We start from the raw sequence: 21,243 nt of genomic DNA on the forward strand, positions 1-21,243 counted from the left end.
TAAACACACCGTATTAATTATTAACTGGATAAACGCAGTAATGTCTTTGACAACTTACGAAATGGCTCGCATTCTCGAGCAGATGGAAGAGTCTCCAGAAAAAATCATGTTTGGTAAATTGCTTAATGAACTAGGCAATCAGAGTGAAGAGCGCATCCGCAGTGCCGCTAAACAAGTACCAATCCACATGTTGCGTGATATCGTGTATCAATTTCAGAGAGTCATTGAGTCTCGCAAAGGTGAACAAGTTCAGCTATTAGCGAAGGAACTTTCTGACCAAGGTATTTCCGCAGAAGAGCTTAAAGAGTTTCTGGCGAATAAATAAATCACATCCTAAAATAACCCCGCTTATTCTAAGCGGGGTTATTTTTTCCATTCTTATTAATGCTAATTAAATTTAGAGCGGATAAGTTTATCTGCAGATATTGGTCCTGGTCCCCAAACGACAACTATCAAGATCATTAATCCCCATAATTGATGATCATAAAAGCCTTTTTCCCAAAGTAGCGGGTAAGAAACAACCGCAACGATATTAAAAACAAACAATATTGCTGCCATTGGGCGGGTAAACAACCCGAGAACCAAAAAGACAGGTAACACCAATTCTGCTGCTGTTCCCATATAAGCCGCTAGCTCCCAAGGAATAAGGGGAACTTGATACTCATACTCAAACAAGTAGAGAGTACTGTCCCAGGAAGCAATCTTGGTGAGTCCCGAATTAAAAAACACCCATGATACCCAAAGCCGACAAAATACTAATAGTAAGGGAACAAAACCGCGTTGTAGCGCGTCGATAAGGTTGTCATAAGTCGTGAGCCAGTGTGTTACTTTCGTATTCATACCATACTCCTAGGATTGCTTTCGTTGAATAGAGTGAACCCGGCTACAACGTCCCACGTAAGCAAGTTTGGTAGTTCAGATAGTAGAGCGGGATTTATTCGCTTTAATGGATTGCCGTGGCTTATCTCGACCCATAGCTGTTGAAGTTGATCATTCAGAATGTGTAGCGTTGGTTGAGCAGAACCTCGTTTAACCATGAGTAGCGTTTCGGCTTGGTTAATGTCTAAGTTATCGAATTCGTTGTCTTTTACTGCTTGGAAAAGACTACCGATGGCATAATTCGAGTGGATTAAGTGACTAGAAGGTTTCACATGAAACACTAAGTCTGAATGTTGACTTTCTGGCACGGACGCCAAATTGATGATAGGTTCCAGACCTTCTTTTAAAGTAACGTCTTCTGCTCTTTGCAGTTCGTCTAATGACCATTCAATCGCCATCACATCCAGCAGATATGGCACAGCAAGCGTGATGTTTTCAAGTTGGCTCACAGAGTCAGCAAACCCGGCTCCATAAGTCATAACATTACCGGAGCGCGGAGGATGTTGAGTAATATGGTGCTTTGCCATCGAATCAAAACATTCATCGCCAACCAGTTGGCGTGTTATCGGATAGCAAGCTGCTAGTACCTCAGATAAGCTAACAACAAAGTTATTTCGGTAGATCTGGATTCGATCAATCGCGGTAAAATGATCGGATAAAATGTCACAGTCCTCTCCGGTGCTTTGATAGAGGAGTGCCTGACTGAATCGCTGTTGGAGCTCGTTAAGCGTCATTGCTATGCACTCCTTAGCGTTTGAGCAAGGGGGACTTCAAGTAAGATGTTGATGGCTTTATTGGCTTCTTCTAATAGCACTTGCGGAGCAGGGATGTCTAAATCCCATTCGATCAAGGTTGGAACTGGTGTATTAATACGATTCCAGTCTTTATAGAGCTGCCAAACCTCATCGGATACTCGGGCGCTGTGTGTATCAATCCAAATCTCTCCTTGCTCTAATTGCTTACGAGTAAATCCGGCTAGATGAATTTCGTCGACAGTGGCAGGGTCAATGGCAGCCAAGTACTGATTAGTATCGTACTGATGATTGAAGCAGGAGACGTGTACATTGTTTAGATCAAGCAATAAACGACAGTCTGTTTGCCGCTGTACTTCCGCCAGAAATTCCCACTCGGGGATCGTCGAATGATTGAAACGAAGATAACTAGACGGATTCTCTATTAACAGTGGGCGTTGAATGGCGTCTTGAACTTGCTGCACATTACGACAAAAAAGTTGCAGTGCTTCTTCAGTGTAAGGCAGAGGTAATAGGTCATTGAAATAGTGACCACCATGCTCACTCCAACTTAGATGATCGGAAACAACGAACGGCTGGATTTCTCGGATTAATTGTTGGAGTGACAGTAAATGCGATTGGCTGACTTTACTGGTAGAGCCGAGTGACAAGCCAATACCATGACAGCTGATCTCTACCTGTTCTCTAATTGCCAATAACTGCTGATACTCCATGCTGTTTGTTTGGAAGTAGTTCTCACTATGAATCTCTAACCAACCAACTTGATTGGCGTTGTGCTCGAAGTAGTCGAGGTGAGGTGCACGTAAACCCACACCGACTAATTGAAATGCCTGACTTCGATCCATTGTGATCTCCCTGATCTGTTGTGTATTGTGAGTAAGCTGTAGAAAAGTGAAAGGGCGCTCGATAACGCCCCTTCGTGTAGCTTGTAACTTGAAAACGGATGAACAAACAAAGTTACAAATAAGCTAAGCTGCAAGCAGTATTGCTTTCGGCTTTGGGGGCTTACTATGCAGATTCAGTGCTACCACCTGTAAGCTTGCCACATAGCCCTTTTGGTACCACGACAAACGCGTCTTTTTGATTATCTTCTTTGGCTGTACCAGCACATGAGCTTGTTTTTGTAGCACAGTCATTTTTACCTGCCTTTGATACGCCGTAGCATTTCTCTTTTTCTGCAGCATGAGCTGGAGCGGCAGTAAGCATAGTGCCGCCTAGAGCGATTAGACCGGTAACTGCAGCAGTGATAGCAAGATTTGTAGTTTTCATAGTAACTTCCTCGAGACTTGATCCTTGTGGTTTCTTTTCACAAGCGCTTAGTTGCGACTTGCTTATTCAATAGGATAGGGAGGGCTTCGAAAATCTTTCAATTTATTCACAAAATATTTAAAAAAGTGTTAAATATTATTTTATTTGGTTGATTTTTAAGAATTTAAATCAAAATAAAAAAACTGATATTTTTCTGAAACCAGAACACTGTTTGAGTTATAATCAATCGATATGTATAAATAACCAGTAGCTAAGTATCATGGATCCATCTCTTCTTCTCGACGGCCTTAATGACAAACAACGTGAAGCTGTTGCAGCTCCTTTAGAGCATATGTTGGTGCTAGCTGGTGCTGGTAGTGGTAAAACTCGCGTACTTGTTCATCGTATCGCTTGGTTAATGTCAGTGGAAAATGCCTCTCCGTTCTCCATCATGTCAGTGACCTTCACCAATAAAGCTGCTGCAGAGATGAGAGGGCGAATCGAAGAGTTGATGATGGGCAGTTCGTCGGGGATGTGGAATGGTACTTTCCATGGTATTTGCCATCGTATACTGCGCGCTCATTATCTTGATGCGAAACTGCCAGAAGACTTTCAAATTCTAGACTCTGACGATCAGCAACGCCTACTGAAGCGATTGATAAAAGCTCAGAATCTAGATGAGAAACAGTGGCCAGCACGTCAGGCTGCATGGTGGATCAATGGTAAGAAAGATGAAGGTTTGAGGCCTCAACACATTGATAGCTATCAAGATCCTGTAACGAAGACCTATTTGCAAATCTATACCGCCTATCAAGAAGCGTGCGACCGAGCAGGGCTGGTGGACTTTGCCGAAATCTTGCTGCGCGCTCATGAGCTACTACGTGACAACAAATTTGTTCGCGAGCACTATCAAGCTCGCTTTAAACACATTTTGGTGGATGAGTTCCAAGACACCAACAACATTCAATATGCTTGGCTACGAATGATGACGGGCCCTGATTGTAAGGTGATGATTGTTGGTGATGATGACCAATCTATTTATGGCTGGCGTGGCGCTAAAGTCGAGAACATCCAGAAATTCCTCGATGAATATTTGGGTGCGACAACCATTCGTCTCGAGCAGAATTATCGCTCAACTAAGACCATTCTCGAAGCTGCCAATGAACTGATCGCCAATAACACAGAGCGTATGGGTAAAGAGCTGTGGACAGACGGTAATGAAGGCGAAAAAATCTCGGTTTACTCTGCTTACAATGAGTTAGATGAAGCGCGCTTTGCAGTCAATAAAATCAAAGAGTGGCAGGAGACAGGCGGTAGTCTAACGGACTGCGCGATGCTATATCGAAATAACGCCCAGTCTCGTGTTTTAGAAGAAGCGCTTATTCAAGCTCAACTGCCTTATCGAATCTACGGTGGTATGCGATTCTTCGAGCGTCAAGAAATCAAAGATGCACTTGGTTACCTACGATTGATTGCCAACCGCAATGACGATGCGGCGTTTGAACGTATAGTAAATACCCCAACTCGTGGCCTTGGAGATAAAACGCTGGATACCATTCGTTTCGCTGCGCGAGATCGTGGTGCGACATTATGGGAAGCGAGTAATGCACTGCTGGAAGAGAAGGTGTTTGCCGGGCGCGCAGCAGGAGCGTTATCGCGTTTCATCGAACTTATTAATGCATTAGAAGACGATACCTTTGAATCAGCACTGCATGAGCAAACCGATCATGTTATCAAAACCTCAGGTTTGTTCTTGATGTATGAGCAGGAAAAAGGTGAGAAATCCAAGGCACGTATTGAAAACTTGGAGGAACTGGTTACCGCAACTCGTCAATTCGAAAAGCCGGAAGAGGCTGAAGATATGACATTGCTGACCGCATTCCTAACCCACGCCGCCCTCGAAGCGGGTGAAGGTCAGGCAGATGAGTTTGATGATGCAGTGCAATTAATGACGCTCCACAGTGCTAAAGGGTTAGAGTTCCCAATGGTATTTATGGTTGGGGTAGAGGAAGGCATGTTCCCAAGTCAGATGTCAGCAGAAGAAGCGGGCAGGTTAGAGGAAGAGCGCCGCTTGTGTTACGTAGGTATGACGCGTGCGATGGAAAAACTCTTTATAACCTATGCAGAAATGCGTCGTCTGTACGGTCAAGACAAATACCACAAGCCATCGCGATTTATTCGTGAACTGCCGGAAACATGTCTGCAAGAAGTACGGATGAAAGCACAGGTCAGCAGACCAACAAGCTCGGGGCGATTTAGTCAAACTGAGGTGAAGAACAACTTCAATGAAACCGGATTTAATTTGGGAGCGCGAGTGAAGCACCCGAAATTCGGCGAAGGAACGATTATTAACTTTGAAGGTAGTGGGCCGCAAAGTCGAGTTCAAGTAGCCTTTAATGGCGAAGGGATTAAGTGGTTGGTTACTCAATACGCGAAGCTTGAACAGCTTTAGGTTCCCCATGATCCAAATACTAAAAAAGCAGCTCAGGCTGCTTTTTTATTTGTGCTTTACGAGTTCAGTTCTAACCTGGGATACAGATAAAGAAAAACCCCGAGGGCTTACGCCCTGCGGGGTTATGGTCTTACTCGCAGCAATCCGGCTACTATAGGTGCTCCATGCATCTAATCCTTGATAGTGTGCTGTATTCCTTCAGCGTATTCCTTTCGTCGCCTTCCTAGCGGTGTCCATTGGTCTTATCCTGACCTGCTAACAATCCTCGTTAGCGCACTTCACTTGATCCCTGAGCGGTGTCCCTGACATCTTCCTGATGTTAAGTCCTTGCCTCATCCAGAGGTGTCCATTGTCTTTCCTTAGTAGTAACCATCCTAGTTACTATTGCGTCCATTCAATGTCCAATTCGCTTTCCGTGCCGACCATTCATCCTGAATAACCGTATCTTCTTCCTGAAGATGCCCAAATCCCTGAGCTTTTCCTGTTCCGTGTCAGATTCCTTCCGACATGGTTAATATTAAATGATACTCGCTTTAGAGCAATCGCGTTGAGGCGAAAAAGTCCCGTATCTTATCAATGAGAAAAATCGACAATTATTTAAAATCAATAACTTATTGTTAATCTTGGTCTAAGTCTTGAAGTACAAAGCGATAATGACCTACCGCTTTGTGAGAGATCTCTTACACGAAGAGTGTCGAATGGAGTAAGTTGCTCTTACAGCGACAGCAGAACCTGCAATAAGATCGTCAAACCAATGCCAGAAAAGAGCAATCCACACAAAGCATCAATGTAGATTGAGGCGGATCCTAACTTACGTTGCATACGTTTTGTCGAAAGTGCCCAGGCTAAAAACGAGAACCACACAAGAGATAATGACCATAGAATGGCTAACGCCATCAACTTACCTGGAACTGACATGGAAGATGGCACCAACGTCGACATCAAACTAATAAAAAACACCAAGGCTTTAGGGTTGAGGATATTGGTTGTAAAGCCTCGAGAGAAAGCTTGTCGTCGACTCGATAGTAATAAACTCGGGTCGTTAGCTAACTCCGCTGGCTGGTGGCGCAATCCCCAGCGTGAAACAACAGAGCGTAATGCACCGATTCCCAGATAGAGCAGATAGCTACCACCAGCGATTTGGACCATGGCAAACAGTGTTGGGTGTTGGTGAACAACATAGCTCACACCAGTTAAACTTAAGATGGAATGCAATAAGATGCCAAATGACAAGCCTAAAGCGATGTAGAAGCCAGTCTGACGACCAAACCGCGTGGCATTTTGTACCACTAAAGCAAAGTCGGGCCCAGGACTCATGAGAGCAATGAAATGAACTGTTGCCAGTGTCATCAGGATTGTGATTTCGTTCATGTTGGATATAGCTTGTTAGTTGATATGGGAAGGTGAAATGCCGTAGACGTTACGAAAAGCCTTACTAAAGTGCGCTTGGTCATAAAAGCCAGTTTGCAATGCAACTTGAGCGGAGGGCTGACCAGCTTTAACTAACGCCATACTTTTTTCCAAGCGAAGGCGAGTTAACCAAGCGTGTGGAGACATGCCCGTCGCTTGCTTAAAAAGGCGCTGGAATTGCCTTTCACTGAGGTCGCACAATTTAGCCAACTGCTCCAAACGGATTGGTTGGTCAAGATGGCTCATCACATAGTCACGAACTTGCGTTAGCTGTTTAGTACCAATAGGTTGTACATAAGCACAAGTAGGTTTAGCGTGCCTATTGAGCAGTTGCTCAAAGCTTTCATGCGGTAAACAATCACGCGCGAGAGCGCTGATGTTTTCATCACTCAACGCTAAGTGGGTGTTAAGTAAGGCACGAAACAGCATTGGTTCTTGAACAATTGGACTGTGAAAGCCCAATTGACCTTGGTGGTTACTGGGCTTGAGTTGTGATAACCACTGTGCTGATACAGCAAGCACTTTGACTTCATAGCCTTCATCAAAGCGAGCTTGGCCATCGTGCAATTCATCCGGTGGCATCAATACCAAGTCTCCAGGTCCACTGGTATAGTTTTGACCTTTTAAATGAAATTGCTGTTGACCATTGACGATCAAGCCAAAATGATAATCGAGATGATAGTGTTTCTGAAACGCAAACTCTTTGTAACAACCACTGATTAAATTGATATCAGGGATTGGTGAAGACAGGTAACTAATCTGCTGCAAAATAACCTCCTAATATCAATCCAATGGTGTCAGTTTATCGTTCAGAGGCATAAGGCGTCTTGTAAAAAACGGACACCCTGTAGGATTACTGAGTGTTAATTCTTTTGTTGGTTCGGCTGGTTTTAATGCCATCAAAACTGAACACGACCAGTGCACCCCAAATAAAGCCGAACGTCAGTGCCTTGTCTAAAGTGAACGCTTCACCGTAAACCAGCACGGCTAGCAAGAACATCAAGCTAGGGCCGATGTACTGGAAAAAGCCGAGTGTCGATAGCTTCAGACGTGTCGCTGCACCCGTGAAACACAACAAAGGCAGTGTGGTCACAATACCGGCAGAAATCAACAGTATGTTCAGTGTGGCTGGATTTGCCAACATGTTTGAGGTTGGGGTGCTGGCAATGAACAACACATAAATCGCGGCAGCTGGCAGCATGACTAAGGTCTCGATAAACAGTCCCGTCTGTGCATCCAAACTGACCTTCTTCCTTAATAAACCATACAAACCAAAGCTCATCGCTAGCGCAAGGGCAACAATAGGTACCGAGCCAAAGGCAATAAGTTGAATCAGTACTCCGATGGTTGCCAGAGCGACCGCAAACCACTGTAGCTTTCTTAGTCGCTCTCCTAAGAACAACATCCCTAGAATCACATTAATCAATGGATTGATGTAATAACCAAGGCTAGCATCAAGCATGTGGTTTGCATTTACCGCCCAAATAAAAATCAGCCAATTCACACCGACGAGCAAAGCGGTTGTGATCAAATAGCCCATCTTTTTTTTAGAGCGAAATACGTCTCTCACACTGCGCCAACGACGGCCAAAATGCAGTAGTGCAGTCAATAAAAAGAACGACCAAATAACACGGTGACTTAAAATCTCTAGCGGCGAAACTTCAGATAGCGCCTTGAAGTAAATTGGGGCAATACCCCACATGGTATAGGCACCGATCGCTAATAGTACGCCTTGTTTGGCTTTTTGTTGTTCTTCTAGTGACATGCAAATTTTCTCAAGAGCGGGCCATGAAGGCCATAAAGGGAGGAAAGGTCTTGAGTATAACGTGTTGTCATCCATTGGACTAATTATTGCGCGTTTAGCGGACGTTTTTTATTAGTGTTGGCCATGATTATGAGTTTCTTTCCCATAGGAACATCTCTACAATGTAGCGTTTTCGACCTACCATTTTCTCGGGATATTGCATGACCGCTGTGTTACTTGCTGAACAATCTGAATCTCAACCAAGTTCACAGTCTGTTTTGGAATCGGTGTTCGGCTATCAAGAATTTCGTCCCGGACAGCAGGAAGTTATCGATAGCGCCATTGAAGGCAATGATGGCCTAGTCATTATGCCCACGGGTGGTGGTAAATCTCTGTGTTATCAGATTCCGGCCTTAGTTCGTAGTGGTATTACGCTGGTGATCTCTCCACTTATTTCACTAATGAAAGACCAGGTGGATCAGTTAAAGGCCGATGGCGTTGCTGCTGAGTGCATTAACTCAACCCAATCTAAAGAAACCCTGATTGATATCTACCGCCGTATGAACAAGGGTCAATTGAAGCTGATTTACGTATCGCCAGAACGAGTGTTAATGCACGACTTCATCGAACGTTTAGAGCATCTTGAGTTGTCGATGATAGCGGTCGATGAAGCGCACTGTATTTCTCAATGGGGACATGACTTTAGGCCAGAATATGCAGCCTTGGGCCGTTTAAAGGAGTGGTTTCCTTTTGTTCCTATGGTGGCACTGACTGCCACCGCAGATGATGCTACTCGCAAAGACATTATCCACCGTCTGAATCTCAATAATCCCCATGAATATCTTGGCAGTTTTGACCGTCCTAATATCCGCTATACGCTAGTGGAGAAACATAAGCCAGTTTCTCAGATAGTGCGCTTCTTAGGGGAGAATAAAGGAGGCAGTGGCATTATCTATTGCGGCAGCCGTAAGAAAGTCGAGATGTTGACCGAGAAGCTGTGTGCAAACCATGTACGTGCTGCTGGGTATCATGCTGGCATGGATATGGATGAAAGAGCCTATGTTCAAGACGCGTTTCAACGTGATGATATTCAAGTAGTTGTAGCGACAGTCGCCTTTGGGATGGGGATTAACAAACCCAATGTGCGTTTCGTCGCGCATTTTGATATTCCTCGTAATATTGAGTCTTACTACCAAGAAACTGGGCGAGCGGGGCGTGATGGATTGCCAGCAGAAGCGATGATGCTCTATGACCCTGCCGACATTGGTTGGCTACGCCGTATGTTGGATGAAAAAGAAGAAGGGCCACAAAAGCAGGTAGAAAGTCATAAGCTCAACGCCATGAATGCGTTTGCTGAAGCGCAGACATGCCGACGCCAAGTGCTGTTAAATTATTTCGGTGAGTATAGTGAGAAGCCATGCGGCAACTGCGATATATGTCTCGACCCTCCGAAACATTTTGATGCGACGCAAGAAGCGCAAAAAGCGTTGTCTTGTGTCTATCGTGTCAACCAGAGCTTTGGTATTAGCTATGTGGTTGAAGTGTTGCGTGGTATGTCGAACATTCGTATTCGTGAACATGGACACGACAAGCTGACGACTTATGGCATTGGACGTGATCATAGTCATGATTACTGGGTGAGCATATTTAGGCAGCTAATACACAAAGGTTTGCTTAGCCAAAATATCACCCGAAACTCGACATTGCAGCTGACCGAAGAGGCACGCCCTCTGTTACGTGGAGAAAACAGCCTAGAGTTGGCAGTGCCTCGACTGGATACGGCTGCACGAAGTGCCAAATCTGACAAACTTGCTTCTAAGCATTACGATAAGAAGCTGTTTGCCAAACTGCGTAAGCTACGTAAGTCGATTGCCGACGAAGATGGTTTACCTCCTTATGTCGTCTTCAGTGATGCAACCCTGATTGATATGGCAGAAATACTGCCCACCTCTTACGGTGAAATGCTGGCAGTGAACGGCGTTGGTGAACGTAAATTAGAGAAGTATGCTGACCCTTTCCTTGATCTAATACAGGAGCATTTGACCCAACATGGCTGATTTTGGTTTGCGAGATTATATCGAGGCGGAAGGGAAGTTGGTGCTTGTTACACCAAGCTTTGATTTTGACAGTTTTGATACCATAGCCAGTTCTTTAGTTGCTCAGTTATCTACCACTGTGGTTGAGAAACAATGGGATGCGGATATTCACACGTGGCTGGTGGATTTTGAAGGCTGCCGAATGTTATTAAAGGGCGAGCATTACAGTGAACTCATGTGGTTTGAGGCGCTAGATGTTACTGGTAGCAAAGACGAATTTGATTTTCTTGCGAGTATATTTCGACGCGGATTCTAGTCTATTTTCATCAGTAAACGTTTGCTCTATATCGAACTATTGCACCTAAAATTGATTAATGTATAATCGCCCGCCGCTACTTAAGTAGCCAACAAACACTTAATTTTAGTAACCAGAGGCTGTGCCTCACCTTGGGTTCCCTCAACCCCAAGCAAAACGAAAAAGGTACAATATGAGCCCGTTTTCTCCTGCGCAACAGCGCAAAGCCCTAACATTTTTAGTTCTCTTTCACTTAGTGATTATTGCGTCCAGTAATTATCTAGTGCAGCTACCCTTTACTATTTTTGGTTTCCACACCACTTGGGGCGCTTTTACTTTTCCTTTTATCTTCTTAGCGACCGACTTGACTGTCCGTATTTTCGGTGCTGGGTTAGCGCGTAGAATCATTTTCCTAGTTATGTTGCCAGCTTTAGCGGTGTCGTATGCGCTATCGGTACTGTTCTTTGAAGGTCAGTTTCAAGGATTGAGTCATCTGGGAGAGTTTAACTTGTTTGTCGCGCGTATTGCGGCGGCAAGTTTTATGGCATATCTATTAGGACAGATTCTTGATGTTCATGTATTCAACCGCTTACGTCAAATGAAGCAATGGTGGGTGGCACCGACCTGTTCGACACTATTTGGTAATGCGCTTGATACCTTAGCCTTCTTTGCTATCGCGTTTTACCAGAGTCCAGATCCATTTATGGCTGAACATTGGACAGAAATCGCCTTAGTCGACTACGGCTTTAAGTTAGTGATCAGCCTAGGCTTATTTGTGCCTATGTATGGTGTGCTATTGAACTTCTTAGTGAAGAAGTTAACCGCTGTAAACCCGAATATTTCGGTTACTGGTGTGAACGCCTAATCGGCAGACAAATAAAAAAATCCCGAACCTGTGATGTTCGGGATTTTTTTTAATCTTCGTACTATCTGTTATAGCGCTTGAATGTCGAGCGGCCAACCCATGTCGGACTGACGGTTCGATTCAATTTCTAATTCTGCTGCAGACAATGGGTTTTGCTCTAGCCACAGTTTATCTATCGAAAGGGTAAGTCGATTATCTTTGCATGCTACTGAGATATTCGGCTGTAACTCTCGTTTACGTCTATGAGTGATAATTACCGCTAAACGTAACAGTCGTAGTACACGCTCGGCACTTTTATTTGACAGCGCATGTTGCGCTGGCAAAGGACTAAGCTGATCCTTATAACGACGGACAACTTCTGCTAACAGGTGTTTTTGTGCACGAGTAAAACCCGGTAAATCTAAGTTAGTTAGTAAGTACGCACTATGTTCACCAGCCTTTTTGAAATCAAGAGTAAGACCAATTTCATGAAGCTTGGATGCACATTCAAGCAAAGCTGGTGCTTGTGGCTCCTCGAGCCAGGTATCACCACCACAATCTTTGAGCAGTTGCAGAGCCGTAGTTGCGACCTGTTCGCCATATTCCACATCTAACTGACAGCGCGATTGAACGCTATTGATGGTTCGAGCACGGATGTCATCTTGTTGCAACTCTTCGACCATGTCATACACCATGCCTTCGCGCAGTGCGCCTCCGGCCAGTGTCATAGAGTCAATGTTAAGAAGTTCAAAGATGGCAATCAGAATGGACAAACCACTAGGGAATACTAGTGCGCGTTCTAGAGTTAGGCCGTCGATATCCAGCTCTTCCAAATGATCGGCTTGCATGGCTTGTTTTTGAAGACGCTTTAGTTTGGCATGAGTGATGACTTCATCCATACCTTGAGCCAGCATGATCTCTTGTAGAGCTTGCACGGTACCACTAGCGCCAACACAAACATCCCAACCAATACGCTGGTAATTGTCGAGAATCGGTGCGAGTGCTTGCTTAGCTCCTTCAATGGCACGTTCAAAGTTAGCTTTATTAAGCTGACGGTCTTTGAAGTAATGCTCAAGCCAAGTCACGCAGCCCATTTTTAGACTGGTGAGAGCTTTAGGCTCAAAACCTTCACCAATAATAAGCTCTGTACTTGCGCCACCAATATCGACCACTAATCTACGGCCAGTCCCACCCGAGGTATGGGCGACACCTTTGTAGATGGTTGCAGCTTCTTCTTCACCACAGATGACTTGTATTGGATAACCAAGAATGTCATTGGCTTTCTCCAAGAAAACATCCACATTGGTCGCGGTTCTCAGAGTCGCGGTCCCAACGATACGAATATTTTCTTTCGGGATATCTTGTAGCCTTTCCGCAAAGAGGCTTAAACATTCCCAACCGCGTTGCATCGCTTCTTGGCTAAGCGCTAACTCCGCATCTAGACCAGCGGCTAAACGAACTTTCCGTTTAATTTTAGCCATCGTTTGAACACTGCCATCAATATGACGAACCACCAACATATGGAAACTGTTGGAGCCTAAATCAATGGCAGCGTAGAGTGGCGAAGAATTCACTGCGAGACTCATAAATACTGCTTACTTCCTGTTAAGATCGTTGCGCTCTTGGCCTTCTTTGGGGCTTTCTGTTTGACGGTCTTGAGCCACCAGTGTTGGTACGGCGCTGACCTGAGTTACGGCTTTTCAGAACTAGTGGCGCAGGCAGTTCTGTAAGTAGTGCACTGGAATCGTAGTCTGAGACGGGGATTTGGTGCTCAATGTACTCTTCAATTGCTGGCAAATTGATCGCGTATTCTTCACAAGCAAAGCTGATGGAGTGACCACTTGCACCAGCACGGCCAGTGCGGCCAATACGGTGAACGTAATCTTCACAATCGTCAGGCAAGTCGTAATTGAATACGTGAGTTACTTGAGGAATATGTAGACCACGAGCTGCCACATCGGTCGCAACCAGAATATCGACATCACCACGAGTAAATTGCTCTAGGATTTTCTCACGTTTCTTCTGGGGAACATCACCAGTCAGCAGGCCGACACGGTGGCCGTCGGCAGCTAGGTGCCCCCAAACTTTCTCACACTTGTGTTTAGTGTTAGCAAAGATGATAGCGCGGTCTGGCCACTCTTCTTCCACGAGTGTCTGTAGTAGAGCCATTTTTTCATTGTTCGATGGGTAGAACAGCTCTTCTTTAATTCGGTGACCAGTTTTTTGCTCTGGCTCGACAACGACGTGCTCAGGGTTGTGCATGTGTTCGAATGCCAGTTCTTGAACGCGATAAGACAATGTTGCAGAGAACAGCATGTTCAAACGGTCTTTTGGCTCAGGCATGCGACGGAACAAAAAGCGAATGTCTTTAATGAAACCAAGATCGAACATGCGGTCGGCTTCATCCAATACCACTGCTTGAATGTTGTTGAGGTTGAAAACACGCTGTTTGTAGAAATCGATAATACGACCACAGGTACCGATAAGGATATCGACGCCTTCTTCGAGTTTAGCGAGCTGCTTATCGTAGCTGTCGCCGCCGTAGGCGAGTGCAGTCTTTAGCCCTGTACTCTCAATCAACGGCTTGGCATCGTTTTGGATCTGGATAGCAAGTTCGCGAGTCGGAGCCATGATAATCGCACGCGGTTGGTTTGGCTTGCGGCCATCATGTTCTGGCGTTGTTAGTAGGTGATTAAAAGTAGCAGTTAAAAACGCAAGCGTTTTTCCAGTCCCGGTTTGGGCCTGTCCTGCAATATCTCGGCCGGCGAGCAGTACCGGCAACGCCAAGGCTTGGATAGGGGTACAATACTCGAACCCTTTTTTTTCCAATCCTTCAATGATTTGCGGCTGCAAATCTAATTCGGCGAACTTTTGCTCTGTGATATGCGTCTTTTTCATCGGTATAGAATATCAGCTTAAGCTTGCAATACGAAGGTAAATACATTCCAATAGGAGATCTAATTGTTGGTGATTATCTCATCAATACAAAAAATATCGGAGTGAAAGATGAGTGAAAAGATTTTGCAGCTGACGGATGACGGTTTTGAAACTGACGTAATTAACGCTGCAGGCCCGGTTCTTGTTGACTTCTGGGCGGAGTGGTGTGGTCCTTGTAAAATGATTGCCCCAATCCTCGATGAAATCGCAGATGAGTACGAAGGCAAACTCACTATCGGTAAACTTAACATTGACCAAAACGCAGGTACTCCACCTAAGTTTGGTATTCGCGGTATCCCAACGCTACTTCTTTTCAAAGATGGTGGCGTAGCAGCAACGAAAGTTGGTGCGCTATCAAAGACTCAACTTAAAGAGTTCTTGGATGCGAATCTATAATGAAAAGTAACGAAAACCGTGTATCTTAACAAATACACGGTTTTGTTTTTTTCAAAGCTAGACTAGACTCAGTTTTAGTGATAATTTATCGCACGTTAAATAAACAAGTGTTCACTTCTTGGTCGATCCTGAGACCAAATCCTTCTTAACAACAAAACAGATCCTATTTTGACTAAACAAACATCCACCACAATGAACTTAACAGAATTGAAGAACAGACCTGTTTCTGAGCTCGTTAAACTTGGCGAATCTCTTGGTCTGGAAAATTTAGCTCGTCTGCGTAAGCAAGACATCATTTTCGCCATCTTAAAAGCCCATGCGAAAAGTGGTGAAGATATCTTTGGTGACGGGGTCTTAGAGATTCTTCAAGACGGTTTTGGTTTCCTGCGTAGCGCAGACAGCTCGTACCTTGCGGGTCCAGACGACATTTATGTTTCTCCAAGTCAGATTCGTCGTTTTAACCTTCGCACAGGTGACTCAATCGCTGGTAAAATTCGTCCACCAAAAGACGGTGAGCGCTATTTTGCTCTGCTAAAAGTTAACACGGTTAATGACGACAAACCTGATAACGCACGTAATAAGATTCTATTTGAAAACCTAACACCTCTGCATGCGAATGAGCGCATGACAATGGAGCGTGGTAACGGTTCAACAGAAGATATTACCGCTCGTGTTCTTGACCTTGCATCACCAATTGGTAAAGGTCAGCGTGGTCTGATTGTTGCTCCGCCAAAAGCGGGTAAGACAATGTTGCTTCAGAACATCGCTCAGAGCATCGCTCACAACCACCCTGAATGTGAATTGATGGTTCTACTTATCGATGAGCGTCCAGAGGAAGTAACAGAGATGCAGCGCCTAGTTAAAGGTGAAGTTGTTGCATCGACGTTTGATGAGCCAGCGTCTCGTCACGTTCAAGTTGCTGAGATGGTGATTGAGAAAGCGAAGCGTCTTGTTGAACACAAGAAAGATGTGGTTATCCTACTAGACTCTATCACTCGTCTAGCGCGTGCATACAACACCGTAGTACCTTCTTCTGGTAAGGTCCTTACTGGTGGTGTTGATGCTAACGCATTGCATCGTCCAAAGCGTTTCTTCGGCGCGGCTCGTAATGTAGAAGAAGGCGGAAGCCTAACTATCATCGCAACGGCACTGGTTGATACTGGTTCTAAGATGGATGAAGTTATCTACGAAGAGTTTAAAGGTACAGGTAACATGGAACTGCACCTAAACCGTAAGATTGCTGAAAAACGTGTTTTCCCTGCGATCGATTTCAACCGTTCAGGTACACGTCGCGAAGAACTACTGACTAAGTCGGATGAGCTACAGAAAATGTGGATTCTACGTAAGATTGTTCACCCTATGGGCGAAACAGACGCAATGGAGTTCCTCATTGATAAGTTAGCAATGACGAAGACGAACGATGAGTTCTTTGATGCGATGCGTCGTCAGTAATACATTTTAAGCTGACAGCAAATCTCAGATTTTAAACGTCACCCAATATGGGTGGCGTTTTTGTTTGCACTTAACCTCTTTCCAGCGCACAATATCAAAAGTGTTAACAGGAGGTTAATATGCTACAAGGATGGTTAGCGTCTCTTCTCCTAGTATTTGCTGCGTTGTTGTCGCAGCCAGCATTCGCGTCGAAGGAGATGACGCAACAAGAAGTCAATCAATGGATCAGCAATCCTATTGTTCAGCAGAAAGTCACTGAATATATGGATCTGGTGATGAAGGACGATATTGACGGATTAAAGTTTGCTCTCAATCGCTTAGCTCTACCTCAACAAGAGGTAGCTCGGTATGTGCTGTTGCAAGAAATCGAGCAGCGCAGCATCATCTTGACGCCTAAAATGGCGATTTTCGTAAAAAGTCAGAAATCTCTTCCTACGACCTATACTATGCTGGAGCGTGGCGATGGTTACGAGTTTTCGATACCCGCCTTTAATTATCCTGCCATCTCTGCGCGTCTGATCAAAAGCTGGAATAGCGACCAAAAAACTTTGGAGTTCATACTACAAGTCGAGCGAGAAGAGCTTGTTTTGCGAGACTGGTTATCTGAAGGGACGGATTACGATAGACAAATTCGTGAAGATCTATTGGTTCGTGAGTTTGATAGTTTGTCACCAGAAGCCAACGCCTATTTGACCAAGCAACTGACTGAAGCGACGATTACAGAATGGCTACCTTCAACTCGAGTATTAGTGCGTATGGCGCAGGTCAATCAGGATGAAAAGTTGTATGAACTGCTGTGGAAAATGCGTGCGGACTACCATAGCCAAGCTGAGCTTGAACGTTTGGCTCAAGTGAAGTCTCCATTTGCGATGCATCAGATCATGTTAGCATCCCGTAACCCTAGCTTAAAACAACAAGCCATTACAGAATTGGCAAGCATTAATCCATTGCCTGAAAACGTAAAGAATTTTCTTGTCGCCCGTATGACAAGTGTTGATGATGCCAGTTTCGTTGCCACTCAACTAGCGCAAAATGGTCATAGTGGTTGGGTTAGAGATGTCGCTTCGTCAAATAGCCAAGTAAAAGCTAGCTTAATTCTGCAGGCGTTGTCCAACTAGTTTCGTCCAGTGTTTGAAGCGCAAATTTCACTCATAGGTGGGTTTGCGTATATAATGCGTGCATCTTTCAAGGCGATGTTACCCCTATGAATTTTAAGGATTTACGAGACTTTATTCAGCACTTGGAAAGCCAAGGGCTACTTAAACGCATTTCTCACCCTGTCGACCCAGACTATGAAATGACTGAGATCAGTGACCGCACATTACGAGCGGGGGGACCGGCATTGTTGTTCGAAAACCCCATTGGCTATGATGTTCCTGTGTTAACAAATTTATTTGGTACTTCTGAACGAGTAGCCATTGGGATGGGGCGCCAGCAAGTCTCGGAGCTTCGTGAAGTAGGTAAGTTATTGGCTTACCTAAAAGAGCCTGAGCCACCGAGAGGGTTTAAAGATGCGATCGATAAGATTCCTGTCTTTAAACAAGTCCTCAATATGCCAGTTAAAAGACTACGCAAGGCAAAGTGCCAAGAAATAGTTTGGCAAGGTGAAGAGGTCGATCTTGATAAAATTCCAGTAATGAGCTGCTGGCCAGACGATGTTGCGCCATTACTCACTTGGGGTCTGACCGTAACCAAAGGGCCAAATAAGAAACGACAAAACTTGGGCATTTATCGTCAACAAAAGATTGCCAAGAATAAAATCATCATGCGTTGGCTTGCTCACCGAGGTGGAGCGTTGGACCTGCGTGATTGGATGGAAACCAATCCAGGTAAACCTTTTCCAGTATCGGTTGCTTTCGGTGCTGACCCCGCCACTATCTTAGGGGCGGTAACTCCTGTACCAGATACGTTGTCAGAGTACGCGTTTGCCGGTTTATTACGGGGTGAAAAAACTGAAGTGGTCAAATCCATCAGTAACGATTTAGAGGTTCCGGCGAGTGCGGAGATCGTTCTTGAAGGCTACATTGACCCGAATGAGTTTGCAGATGAGGGACCTTATGGTGATCACACGGGTTACTACAACGAAGTAGAAAAACACCATGTGTTTACCATTACTCACGTTACTATGCGTCAGAATCCTATCTATCACAGCACGTATACTGGACGTCCACCTGATGAACCTGCAGTATTAGGTGTGGCACTTAACGAAGTCTTTGTGCCAATTTTACAAAAGCAATTTCCTGAAATAGAGGATTTTTATCTTCCACCGGAAGGTTGCTCGTACCGCATGGCAGTGGTGACAATGAAGAAACAATATCCCGGTCATGCAAAACGAGTGATGATGGGAGTGTGGTCATTCCTGCGACAATTTATGTATACCAAGTTTGTCATTGTATGCGATGAAAGTGTTAATGCTCGTAATTGGACTGATGTCACTCAGGCCATGAATGAGCATATGTTGCCAGGTCGAGATACGTTGATGATTGAAAGCACCCCCATTGACTCGTTGGACTTTGCCTCTCCGGTTGTTGGGCTTGGTTCCAAGATGGGATTGGATGCGACGATAAAGTGGGATGCAGAAGTTGTTCTTGGTGAGAATAAGTTTGGACCTTCAGGTACCATCGAAACCGCTCATGCATTTGACGAAAATGCATTGAAAAGCGAGATAGTTGCTCAGTATCCTGAAGTTATAGATTTGTATGTTGCGCCTGGAACAGGTACAAGTCGTATGGTGTTACTAACATTAAATAAGCAACGCGCAGGTCAGGCCGTGGAAGTAATGAAGGGTATTGCTGAATTGGTTGCTTGCTACTTTGACGTTAAGTTTATGGTAGCGTGTGATGAAGACGTCAATGTTAGAGACTGGAATGACGTAATCTGGGCAATTACTACAAGAATGGATCCTGCTCGTGATACTGTCATGACTAACGATGTGAGTTCTCGAGCACTATTAGACGCCACCAACAAGTTGGAAACAGAAGTTGAGCGGGAATGGGGTATTCCAATAAAGAAAGATCCGCAGTTGGTCGAGAAGATAGATGCTATTTGGGATCAGCTTAATATCTTATGACCAAGCATGTAAGGCTAAAGCCTCAGAATCTTGAATTTACGGTGAGTGATGGGGAAACCATCTTAGAGGCAGCGCTCAACCAAAACCTCGCGTTTCCACATCGATGCCGAGTCGGGGCCTGTGCTTCTTGCTTATGTCGAATAGAGTCAGGACAAGTCAGTTATGACTTAGAGCCAATGTTAACTGAAAAAGAAAAACAGCAAGGTTGGATGTTCTCTTGCCTTGCTTATGCTGAAAGCGATCTGGTGATTACTTTCAGTGACGAATAAAAGAGATAAAACATGACAGTAAAATGTAAAGTAAAGTCGATTGAGCCTTTAGCAGCAAACACCTATCAAATCTTGCTGCACCCGGAGCAACCAGTGAGCTTTAAAGCTGGTCAGTATTTAATGGTAGTAATGGGAGAAGCAGATAAGCGCCCATTCTCTATTGCTAGTAGCCCTTGTCGTCACGAAGGCGAGATCGAACTCCATATTGGTGCGGCTGAGCATAATGCTTACGCTATCGAAGTCGTCGAATCAATGAAACAAGCACTAGCAGACGGTGGTGACATCACTATTGAGGCACCTCATGGTGAAGCTTGGATTCGTGAAGATAACCAGCGACCTATACTATTGATTGCTGGCGGTACTGGGTTTAGCTATGTGCGCTCTATACTTGATCACTGTATTAGCCAAAATATCGAACAGCCGATCCACCTCTACTGGGGCGGTCGTGATGAAGCTCAGCTCTATGCCAAAAAAGAGCTGATGGAAATCGCTGAGCAGCATCAACGCATTCAGTTCATTCCGGTTATTGAAGATGCGTCAGTGGAGTGGTCTGGGAAAAAAGGTAATGTGTTGCAAGCTGTGAGTGAAGATTTTGAGACGTTAGCGGATTTTGATATCTATATAGCAGGCCGATTTGAAATGGCTGGCACCGCTCGTGAGCAGTTCACGCAATCCAAGCAAGCAAAGTCTGATCATATGTTTGGTGATGCCTACGCATTTATCTAAATGTTAGAGTTTTGTGGCCAAAAGGAGAGTTTTTATACTCTCCTTTTGCTTTTATGATGCAATTTTCAGCAAAAGCGCTTTTTTTCCAAAAAATATTAAAAAAGGGGTTGCGCCAAAAGAGGAACTCCCTATAATGCGCACCACCAGACGGGAAGGCAGCAAAGCAAGAGCCTGAAAGGTCTGGAAGGGCAAAAGCCTTAACGAAAATAATTTGAAAAAGTGGTTGACACGACAAGTTATCTAGTTAAAATGGCCGCCCACTTCAACGGAAAGCTGAAAAGCTTAAAAACAATAGTTTAGTCCATTGAAGTGCTGTTCTTTAACAATATAAACCTATCAATCTGTGTGGGCACTCGTTGATGATAATCAAATTAGATACTTCGGTATCAAATTAGGTTTTCAATGAACTGAGTGACCAATCAAGTCGAAAGACTTGGCACAGTCAATTCATTATCGTTCTGTTGGAGCGATAATAGCTTTAGATTACTAAGGTAGTTTAAAGTCAGTATTCATTGAGCCGAACAAAATCTTAAATTGTAGAGTTTGATCATGGCCCAGATTGAACGCTGGCGGCAGGCCTAACACATGCAAGTCGAGCGGAAACGAGTTAACTGACCCTTCGGGTGACGTTAACGGCGTCGAGCGGCGGACGGGTGAGTAATGCCTGGGAAATTGCCCTGATGTGGGGGATAACCATTGGAAACGATGGCTAATACCGCATAATGCCTTCGGG

20 protein-coding genes and 1 rRNA gene are annotated in these 21,243 nt (G+C 44.7%); 12 read left to right on the forward strand and 9 right to left on the reverse strand.

The genetic code is table 11. The features are described from left to right. Positions 1 to 40: 40 nt before the first annotated feature. A complete protein-coding gene (gene tsrA / locus HW45_RS02315; protein ID WP_006074597.1) occupies positions 41 to 325 on the forward strand; it encodes an H-NS-like global regulator TsrA in 285 nt (94 codons plus the stop codon). A gap of 62 nt (positions 326 to 387) precedes the next feature. Here the strand turns inward: tsrA and HW45_RS02320 are convergent, their stop codons facing one another. The 4 genes from HW45_RS02320 to HW45_RS02335 form a co-directional block, all read right to left on the reverse strand. Further along, on the reverse strand, positions 388 to 840 hold the full coding sequence (locus HW45_RS02320; protein ID WP_038224404.1) for a DoxX family protein: 453 nt from the start codon (positions 838 to 840) through the stop codon (positions 388 to 390). Continuing rightward, positions 837 to 1,613: an HvfC/BufC N-terminal domain-containing protein gene (locus HW45_RS02325; RefSeq protein WP_051867666.1), complete on the reverse strand. Its 777-nt coding sequence runs from the start codon at positions 1,611 to 1,613 to the stop codon at positions 837 to 839. The genes HW45_RS02320 and HW45_RS02325 overlap by 4 nt, the downstream gene beginning before the upstream one ends. Before the next feature lie 2 nt (positions 1,614 to 1,615). Continuing rightward, the gene (gene bufB / locus HW45_RS02330) at positions 1,616 to 2,476 is read right to left on the reverse strand and encodes an MNIO family bufferin maturase (RefSeq protein ID WP_038224408.1); all 861 of its coding nucleotides are present in this window, start codon (positions 2,474 to 2,476) and stop codon (positions 1,616 to 1,618) included. Between the two features lie 163 nt (positions 2,477 to 2,639). Beyond that, the gene (locus HW45_RS02335) at positions 2,640 to 2,900 is read right to left on the reverse strand and encodes a BufA1 family periplasmic bufferin-type metallophore (RefSeq protein WP_006074592.1); all 261 of its coding nucleotides are present in this window, start codon (positions 2,898 to 2,900) and stop codon (positions 2,640 to 2,642) included. A gap of 256 nt (positions 2,901 to 3,156) precedes the next feature. On the opposite strand from HW45_RS02335, the gene uvrD reads away from it, so the two are divergent. Further along, a complete protein-coding gene (gene uvrD / locus HW45_RS02340; RefSeq protein ID WP_086027642.1) occupies positions 3,157 to 5,331 on the forward strand; it encodes a DNA helicase II in 2,175 nt (724 codons plus the stop codon). Positions 5,332 to 6,045: 714 nt separating this feature from the next. Here uvrD and HW45_RS02345 read toward each other — a convergent pair. From HW45_RS02345 to rarD, 3 genes are all read right to left on the reverse strand, one after another. Continuing rightward, entirely contained in the window at positions 6,046 to 6,702 is a 657-nt protein-coding gene (locus tag HW45_RS02345; RefSeq protein ID WP_038224410.1) for a LysE family translocator, read from the reverse strand. Positions 6,703 to 6,717: 15 nt separating this feature from the next. Beyond that, entirely contained in the window at positions 6,718 to 7,509 is a 792-nt protein-coding gene (locus tag HW45_RS02350; RefSeq protein ID WP_038224412.1) for an AraC family transcriptional regulator, read from the reverse strand. Positions 7,510 to 7,594: 85 nt separating this feature from the next. Further along, complete coding sequence (gene rarD, locus HW45_RS02355) at positions 7,595 to 8,506, reverse strand: EamA family transporter RarD (protein ID WP_038224413.1); 912 nt, start codon at positions 8,504 to 8,506, stop codon at positions 7,595 to 7,597. Positions 8,507 to 8,706: 200 nt separating this feature from the next. Here rarD and recQ point away from each other — a divergent pair, with 200 nt between their 5' ends. From recQ to HW45_RS02370, 3 genes are all read left to right on the forward strand, one after another. Beyond that, positions 8,707 to 10,542, forward strand: coding sequence for an ATP-dependent DNA helicase RecQ (recQ, locus tag HW45_RS02360; RefSeq protein WP_038224415.1), 1,836 nt, complete (start codon positions 8,707 to 8,709; stop codon positions 10,540 to 10,542). Continuing rightward, entirely contained in the window at positions 10,535 to 10,837 is a 303-nt protein-coding gene (locus HW45_RS02365; RefSeq protein WP_038224417.1) for a DUF3630 family protein, read from the forward strand. Before recQ ends, HW45_RS02365 begins: the two co-directional genes overlap by 8 nt. Positions 10,838 to 11,009: 172 nt before the next feature. Further along, positions 11,010 to 11,681, forward strand: coding sequence for a 7-cyano-7-deazaguanine/7-aminomethyl-7-deazaguanine transporter (locus HW45_RS02370; protein ID WP_006074581.1), 672 nt, complete (start codon positions 11,010 to 11,012; stop codon positions 11,679 to 11,681). A 68-nt stretch (positions 11,682 to 11,749) separates the two neighbouring features. Here HW45_RS02370 and gppA read toward each other — a convergent pair whose 3' ends face one another. After that, the gene (gene gppA / locus HW45_RS02375) at positions 11,750 to 13,246 is read right to left on the reverse strand and encodes a guanosine-5'-triphosphate,3'-diphosphate diphosphatase (RefSeq protein WP_006074579.1); all 1,497 of its coding nucleotides are present in this window, start codon (positions 13,244 to 13,246) and stop codon (positions 11,750 to 11,752) included. A 19-nt stretch (positions 13,247 to 13,265) separates the two neighbouring features. Continuing rightward, entirely contained in the window at positions 13,266 to 14,558 is a 1,293-nt protein-coding gene (gene rhlB, locus HW45_RS02380) for an ATP-dependent RNA helicase RhlB (protein ID WP_006074578.1), read from the reverse strand. A gap of 108 nt (positions 14,559 to 14,666) precedes the next feature. On the opposite strand from rhlB, the gene trxA reads away from it, so the two are divergent. The 7 genes from trxA to HW45_RS02415 form a co-directional block, all read left to right on the forward strand. Continuing rightward, positions 14,667 to 14,993: a thioredoxin TrxA gene (gene trxA, locus HW45_RS02385; protein WP_006074576.1), complete on the forward strand. Its 327-nt coding sequence runs from the start codon at positions 14,667 to 14,669 to the stop codon at positions 14,991 to 14,993. A gap of 192 nt (positions 14,994 to 15,185) precedes the next feature. Beyond that, on the forward strand, positions 15,186 to 16,445 hold the full coding sequence (gene rho, locus HW45_RS02390; RefSeq protein WP_006074575.1) for a transcription termination factor Rho: 1,260 nt from the start codon (positions 15,186 to 15,188) through the stop codon (positions 16,443 to 16,445). A gap of 119 nt (positions 16,446 to 16,564) precedes the next feature. Next, positions 16,565 to 17,563 carry a hypothetical protein gene (locus tag HW45_RS02395; RefSeq protein WP_006074572.1) on the forward strand — a complete coding sequence of 333 codons (999 nt, stop codon included), beginning with the start codon at positions 16,565 to 16,567 and terminating at the stop codon, positions 17,561 to 17,563. Positions 17,564 to 17,649: 86 nt separating this feature from the next. Further along, positions 17,650 to 19,515 carry a 4-hydroxy-3-polyprenylbenzoate decarboxylase gene (gene ubiD / locus HW45_RS02400; RefSeq protein ID WP_038224419.1) on the forward strand — a complete coding sequence of 622 codons (1,866 nt, stop codon included), beginning with the start codon at positions 17,650 to 17,652 and terminating at the stop codon, positions 19,513 to 19,515. Then, a complete protein-coding gene (locus tag HW45_RS02405; RefSeq protein WP_006074569.1) occupies positions 19,512 to 19,784 on the forward strand; it encodes a 2Fe-2S iron-sulfur cluster-binding protein in 273 nt (90 codons plus the stop codon). The genes ubiD and HW45_RS02405 overlap by 4 nt, the downstream gene beginning before the upstream one ends. A gap of 12 nt (positions 19,785 to 19,796) precedes the next feature. Continuing rightward, on the forward strand, positions 19,797 to 20,510 hold the full coding sequence (gene fre, locus HW45_RS02410; protein WP_038224421.1) for an NAD(P)H-flavin reductase: 714 nt from the start codon (positions 19,797 to 19,799) through the stop codon (positions 20,508 to 20,510). A gap of 531 nt (positions 20,511 to 21,041) precedes the next feature. Beyond that, positions 21,042 to 21,243, forward strand: a 16S ribosomal RNA gene (locus tag HW45_RS02415); the annotation flags it as partial.

Source organism: Vibrio sp. ER1A (assembly GCF_000733315.1).
In the GTDB taxonomy this organism is placed as follows: Bacteria; Pseudomonadota; Gammaproteobacteria; order Enterobacterales; family Vibrionaceae; genus Vibrio; species Vibrio mediterranei.